Here is a 4,710-nt window from a genome sequence, read left to right as displayed (position 1 = left end):
TTAATCGTACAGTGGACCCATGAGCACCTCCCCCACTCCCGTGGCAGGCCGGTCCGGCCCCGACGATCTGGCCGGGGCCCGCGAGCACCGGCGGCTCGTGGCCGCGCTCGCCCTGGCCGCGGTGGCGTGGGTCGCACTGTGGATGTCCAACGAGTGGTTCTGGGACGCCGCCGTGGGATGGCTCGGACTCGACCTCGCGGACCGGGCGGTCGGAGCGGTGCACTTCTTCTTCTACGACACCGTGAAGATCGTGCTGCTGCTCGTCGGACTGATGTTCGTGGTGGGGATGCTCCGCGCGAGTCTCGACCTCGACAGAGCACGTGACTGGCTCGAGGGCAGAGGCCTGTTCGTCGGACTCACCCTGGCGATCGTGCTCGGCGTGGTCACCCCCTTCTGTTCCTGCAGTTCGATCCCCCTGTTCATCGGGTTCGTGGCCGCCGGCATCCCCCTGTCGGTGACCCTGACCTTCCTCATCGCCTCCCCCCTGGTCAGCGAGATCGCGGCGATCATGATCGGAGAGATGTTCGGCTGGCACATCGCCGCCGCCTACGTCGCGGCCGGCGCCGGCATCGCGTTCGTCGCCGGCTGGGTCCTGTCGCGACTACGCCTCGAGAAGTGGGTCGACCAGGTCGTGTACACCACCCGCGTGGCAGCCCTGCGCGCCGACGGCCACGTGCCCACCCTCCGCGAGAGGGTCGACGCAGCCCTGGGCGAATCACGCGACATCCTGCGCGACGTGTGGATCTGGGTGATCGTGGGCGTCGGCATCGGTGCCGCGATCCACGGTTGGGTACCGGAGGACTTCTTCCTGCGCTGGGCCGGTCCGGACAACCCGCTGGCCGTGCTCGTCGCGACCCTCGCCGGGGTACCGCTGTACGTCAACGGGGCCGGGGTCGTACCGATCGCCGAGGCCCTGTGGACCAAGGGGATGAGCCTGGGCACCGTCATGGCGTTCATCATGAGCTCGATCGCCCTGTCGGTACCGCAGGCGATCATGCTGCGCCGGGTGATGAAGCCGCCTCTGCTGGCGTTGTTCTTCGGCGTGGTCACCGTCGGCATCCTCGCCATCGGCCTGCTCTTCAACCTCGTCGCCTGAGCCACCCCGAATCACACCGAACCCGAATCACACCACCCCAGGAGGAACCATGATCGTCAAGGTGCTCGGCCCCGGATGCCGGAACTGTCACACCCTCGTCACCCGCACCCGCGAGGCACTGGACGGGCTCGGGAGGGAGGACGAGATCATCGAGGTCACCGACGTCGCCGAGATCGCCGGTTACGGCCTCATGAAGACTCCCGGCCTCGTGGTCGACGACGAACTGGTCGTGGGCGGGAAGGTCCCGACGGTCCGCCAGCTCACCGAACTGCTGCGCGGCCGCTAGGCCGGCCCCGGGCCGCCGCCGGCGGAGCGCAGAACCGTCACAGCGCCCGGCCGATGACCTCCTTCATGATCTCGTTCGTGCCGCCGTAGATCCGCATGACGCGGGCACCGGCGAACTTCTGCGCGATGGGGTACTCCATCATGTAGCCGTAGCCGCCGAACAGCTGGAGGCAGCGGTCGACCACGTCGTCGAGCATGTCGGTCGCCTGGAGCTTGGCCATCGACGCGGTGACGGCGTCGAGCTCGCCGTCGATCTCCCGGGAGATGCAGTGGTCGACGAACGTGCGGGTGGCCATGACCTGGGTCTTACAGTGCGCCAGCTCGAAGCGGGTGTTCTGGAAATCCAGGATCGGCTTGCCGAACGCCTGCCGCTCGCGGACGTACTCGAGCGTCTCGATGACGGCGGCCTCGGCCATGGCCAGCGCGTCCACGGCGATCGCCAGGCGCTCGCGCGGGAGCTGGTTCATGAGCTGGTAGAAGCCCTGCCCCTCCTCGCCACCGAGGAGGTTGGCGGCGGGCACGCGCATGTCGTTGAAGAACAGCTCGGCGGTGTCCGCGCCGTGGCGGCCCATCTTCTCCAGCACGCGGCCACGCTCGAAGCCCGGCGTCGAGGCCTCGACGGCGAACAGGGCCATGCCCTTGTGGCCGGCGTCGAGGTCGGTCTTGGCCACCACCACCACGAAGTCGGCGGAGCCACCGTTGGAGATGAAGGTCTTGGAGCCGTTGATGACGTAGTGGTCGCCGTCCCGCTTGGCGGTGGTGCGCACGCCCTGCAGGTCGGACCCGGCGCCGGGCTCGGTCATGGCGATGGCGGAGATCCACTCACCCGAGCAGATCTTCGGCAGCCATTCGCGCTTCTGCTCCTCCGTGGCGTAGTTCGCCACGTAGTGGGGGGTGATGGTGGAGCCGACGCCCATGCCGAAGGCGGTGTCCCCGGAGTGGACGAGCTCCTCGGTGACGAGGTACTCCATGCCCGGGTCGCCGCCCTGGCCGCCGAACTCCTCGGGCACGTCGAGGCAGATGAGGCCGGCCTCGCCGGTGCGCAGCCAGGTCTCGCGGTCCACGTGCTTCTGTGTGGACCACTTCTCCTGGTTGGGCGTCATCTCCTTGGCGAAGAACGCGCGGGCGTGCTCTCGGAGCAGCCGGTGGTCGTCGGTCTCCCAGGTGGGGCGGTAGTCGGGGAAGAGTGCGGACACTGGGGGCCTCCATGAGGGGACGACGACGACGATGAGGTTCGCGGCAAGTTTACGTGTGCCCGTTCCGGCGACGGCGGGCACGCGAGCACCGAGGAGGGCCATACTCGGGTCATGAACGATTCCCCGGACCGGCCAGAGAACCCAGCCCAGCCCGAGAAGGCCACCTCCCCGGCATCCTCGGACCATTCCGTGCCCGAGGCGTTCCCCACCGACTGGACCCGGGGGCTGGTCCTGGTAGCACACCCCGACGACCCCGAGTACGGGATGTCCGCCGCGGTGGCGCGGTGGACGGCCGAGGGCCGCAGCATCGTCTACGTCCTGGCCTCCAGCGGCGAGGCCGGCATCGAGGGGATGGCACCGGCGATCGCGGGACCGATCCGCGAGGAGGAGCAGCGGCGGTCCTCGGCGATCGTCGGGGTGGACGAGGTGGAGTTCCTCGGTTTCCCGGACAGCCGGATCGTCAACAACGCCGAACTGCGCGACGCGGTGGCCGACGCGATCCGCCGCCATCGCCCGGACGTGGTCATCTCCCTGTACTCCGGTGAGGAGTTCGGGCCGGGGATGCCCAACCAGAGCGATCACATGGAGTTCGGAGCGGCCGTGGGGGCCGCGTACGACGACCTGGTCGCCGCGGTCGGGGTGGACGCCGCGGAGGGGCGTCCGCAGATGTGGTTCGAGTCCTCGCCCGAGGTGACGCACTACGTCGACGTGAAGGGCTTCGTCGAGCCGGCCGTCGACGCGCTGGCCGAGCACTCCGAGTACCTGTCGGTGCTCGACCCGGAGACGCCGGTGCGGGACCAGGCGCGCGCGCAGGTCGAGGCCGTGTGCGCGTCGCGTGAGGGACTCGCCGGCGGCAACCCGGTGGTGGGCTTCCGGCGCATGCGGCCCTGAGCCGGCCTCAGGCCGGTTCGGCGGTCGATTCCCCCGGGCCCAGTGGCGCGTAGTACGCCTCGGAGGGCCGCAGGCGCTCGACGATCTCGTCGGCCCACTCGGCGTGGGGTGACGACATGGTGCCGTCGCCCGGACGACTGACGTAGGTCAGCCAGAAGCGCTGCGCGCCCTCGCCGACGACCGCCGAGTACACCAGCGCGCCCTCCGGGCCGATGATGTCCTGCTGGACCGCGGGGAGCACCCGGAACGACACCGACCAGCCGTCGCCGACGCGCGTGGAGAGCGGTTCGATCCGCTCCTCGACCGGCCGCCCCGGGACGGGGAGCAGGAACTGACCCATCCCGTTGGCCAGTGCGAGCGCCGCGAGCTGGTTGTCCGGGTTCTCCGGGTCGAACAGGTCCTCGGTGAGGCGGCCCGCCAGCACGACCCCGTCCGATCGCCCGTCCGCCGGAGGCTCCGCCGCCGGAGGCTGCGCCCCCGACCCCGCCTCCTCGTCCACGACCGGACTCATGACGGTACTGCCGAAGACCAGCTCGCCCGACTCCGCGCGCCACCCCTCGGGGACCCGGATGACCAGGCCGGTCTCGAGATCGACATGGTCGGAACCGGCCGCCACCTGGATCTTCGGGGACAGGGTGCGCACCCCCGGGGCGTACGTCGCCGACGAGACGACCACCGTCACGACCGCGGCGACCACCGCCAGGACGGCGACGAGCGCCACCACGAGGATGGTCCGGCTCCGGCCGGCGGACGGGTTCTGCCCAGACGTCATTCGCCCAGCGTAGGCGGCCGGGTTTCCCGCAGCGTGATGTTGACCCTCCCCGGCTCCGCGCCCAGCACCTCGCGGCACCACGCGGGGGCGCTGCCGTCGAAGACCTTCGGGACGCCGTGGAAGGCCATCCGCGACGGCCCGCCGAACACCACGAGGTCGCCCGACTCCAGGCGCACGTCGGTGTACGGGCGCCCGCGGTGCTCCGGGGTCCCGAAGCGGAACGTGCACGCATCACCCAGGCTCAGCGAGACGACCGGTGCCATGCACGCCTCGTCGCGGTCCTGGTGCAGGCCCATCGTGGATCCACGGCCGTAGAGGTTCACCAGGGCGGTATCCGGGGTGTAGTCAGCAGTACGGTCGGCCCCGGGCGTGTGTGCCGACCCCGTGACCGCCGGCTCCACCGCCGCTGCCGCCGCGAGCCCGTTCCGCGCCGCCCGCACCAGCCAGTCCGGGACCGGCGGGACCACCTC

At 70.4% G+C, this 4,710-nt stretch carries 6 protein-coding genes; 3 read left to right on the top strand and 3 right to left on the bottom strand.

The genetic code is table 11. The features are described 5' to 3' along the window. The first annotated feature begins 19 nt into the window (after positions 1 to 19). Together G6024_RS00725 and G6024_RS00720 are read left to right on the top strand one after the other, a co-directional pair. Positions 20 to 1,096 carry a permease gene (locus tag G6024_RS00725; protein WP_159147588.1) on the top strand — a complete coding sequence of 359 codons (1,077 nt, stop codon included), beginning with the start codon at positions 20 to 22 and terminating at the stop codon, positions 1,094 to 1,096. A gap of 49 nt (positions 1,097 to 1,145) precedes the next feature. Next, complete coding sequence (locus G6024_RS00720; protein WP_154830223.1) at positions 1,146 to 1,382, top strand: thioredoxin family protein; 237 nt, start codon at positions 1,146 to 1,148, stop codon at positions 1,380 to 1,382. A 37-nt stretch (positions 1,383 to 1,419) separates the two neighbouring features. Here G6024_RS00720 and G6024_RS00715 read toward each other — a convergent pair whose 3' ends face one another. Beyond that, on the bottom strand, positions 1,420 to 2,577 hold the full coding sequence (locus G6024_RS00715) for an acyl-CoA dehydrogenase family protein (RefSeq protein WP_159147587.1): 1,158 nt from the start codon (positions 2,575 to 2,577) through the stop codon (positions 1,420 to 1,422). 111 nt (positions 2,578 to 2,688) lie between these two features. On the opposite strand from G6024_RS00715, the gene G6024_RS00710 reads away from it, so the two are divergent. Then, entirely contained in the window at positions 2,689 to 3,468 is a 780-nt protein-coding gene (locus tag G6024_RS00710) for a PIG-L deacetylase family protein (protein WP_159147586.1), read from the top strand. Between the two features lie 7 nt (positions 3,469 to 3,475). On the opposite strand, the gene G6024_RS00705 is transcribed toward G6024_RS00710, so the two are convergent. Both G6024_RS00705 and G6024_RS00700 read right to left on the bottom strand, forming a co-directional pair. Next, positions 3,476 to 4,240, bottom strand: a complete 765-nt coding sequence (locus G6024_RS00705) for an APA family fibronectin-binding glycoprotein (protein WP_159147585.1) — start codon at positions 4,238 to 4,240, stop codon at positions 3,476 to 3,478. Next, on the bottom strand, positions 4,237 to 4,710 hold a 474-nt coding region (locus tag G6024_RS00700; protein WP_182640283.1), incomplete at its 5' end, for an alpha-ketoglutarate-dependent dioxygenase AlkB. The genes G6024_RS00705 and G6024_RS00700, both read right to left, overlap by 4 nt.

The organism is Dietzia maris (genome assembly GCF_014144855.1).
GTDB lineage: Bacteria > Actinomycetota > Actinomycetes > Mycobacteriales > Mycobacteriaceae > Dietzia > Dietzia kunjamensis.
This window is presented reverse-complemented; position numbering and strand designations above follow the sequence as displayed.

What these genes read in the sequence shown, in the direction of transcription:
- G6024_RS00725 (WP_159147588.1), top strand. Translation starts at nt 20, where the DNA reads ATGAGCACCTCCCCCACTCCCGTGGCAGGCCGGTCCGGCCCCGACGAT.
- G6024_RS00720 (WP_154830223.1), top strand. Translation starts at nt 1,146, where the DNA reads ATGATCGTCAAGGTGCTCGGCCCCGGATGCCGGAACTGTCACACCCTC.
- G6024_RS00710 (WP_159147586.1), top strand. Translation starts at nt 2,689, where the DNA reads ATGAACGATTCCCCGGACCGGCCAGAGAACCCAGCCCAGCCCGAGAAG.
- G6024_RS00705 (WP_159147585.1), bottom strand. Translation starts at nt 4,240, where the DNA reads ATGACGTCTGGGCAGAACCCGTCCGCCGGCCGGAGCCGGACCATCCTC.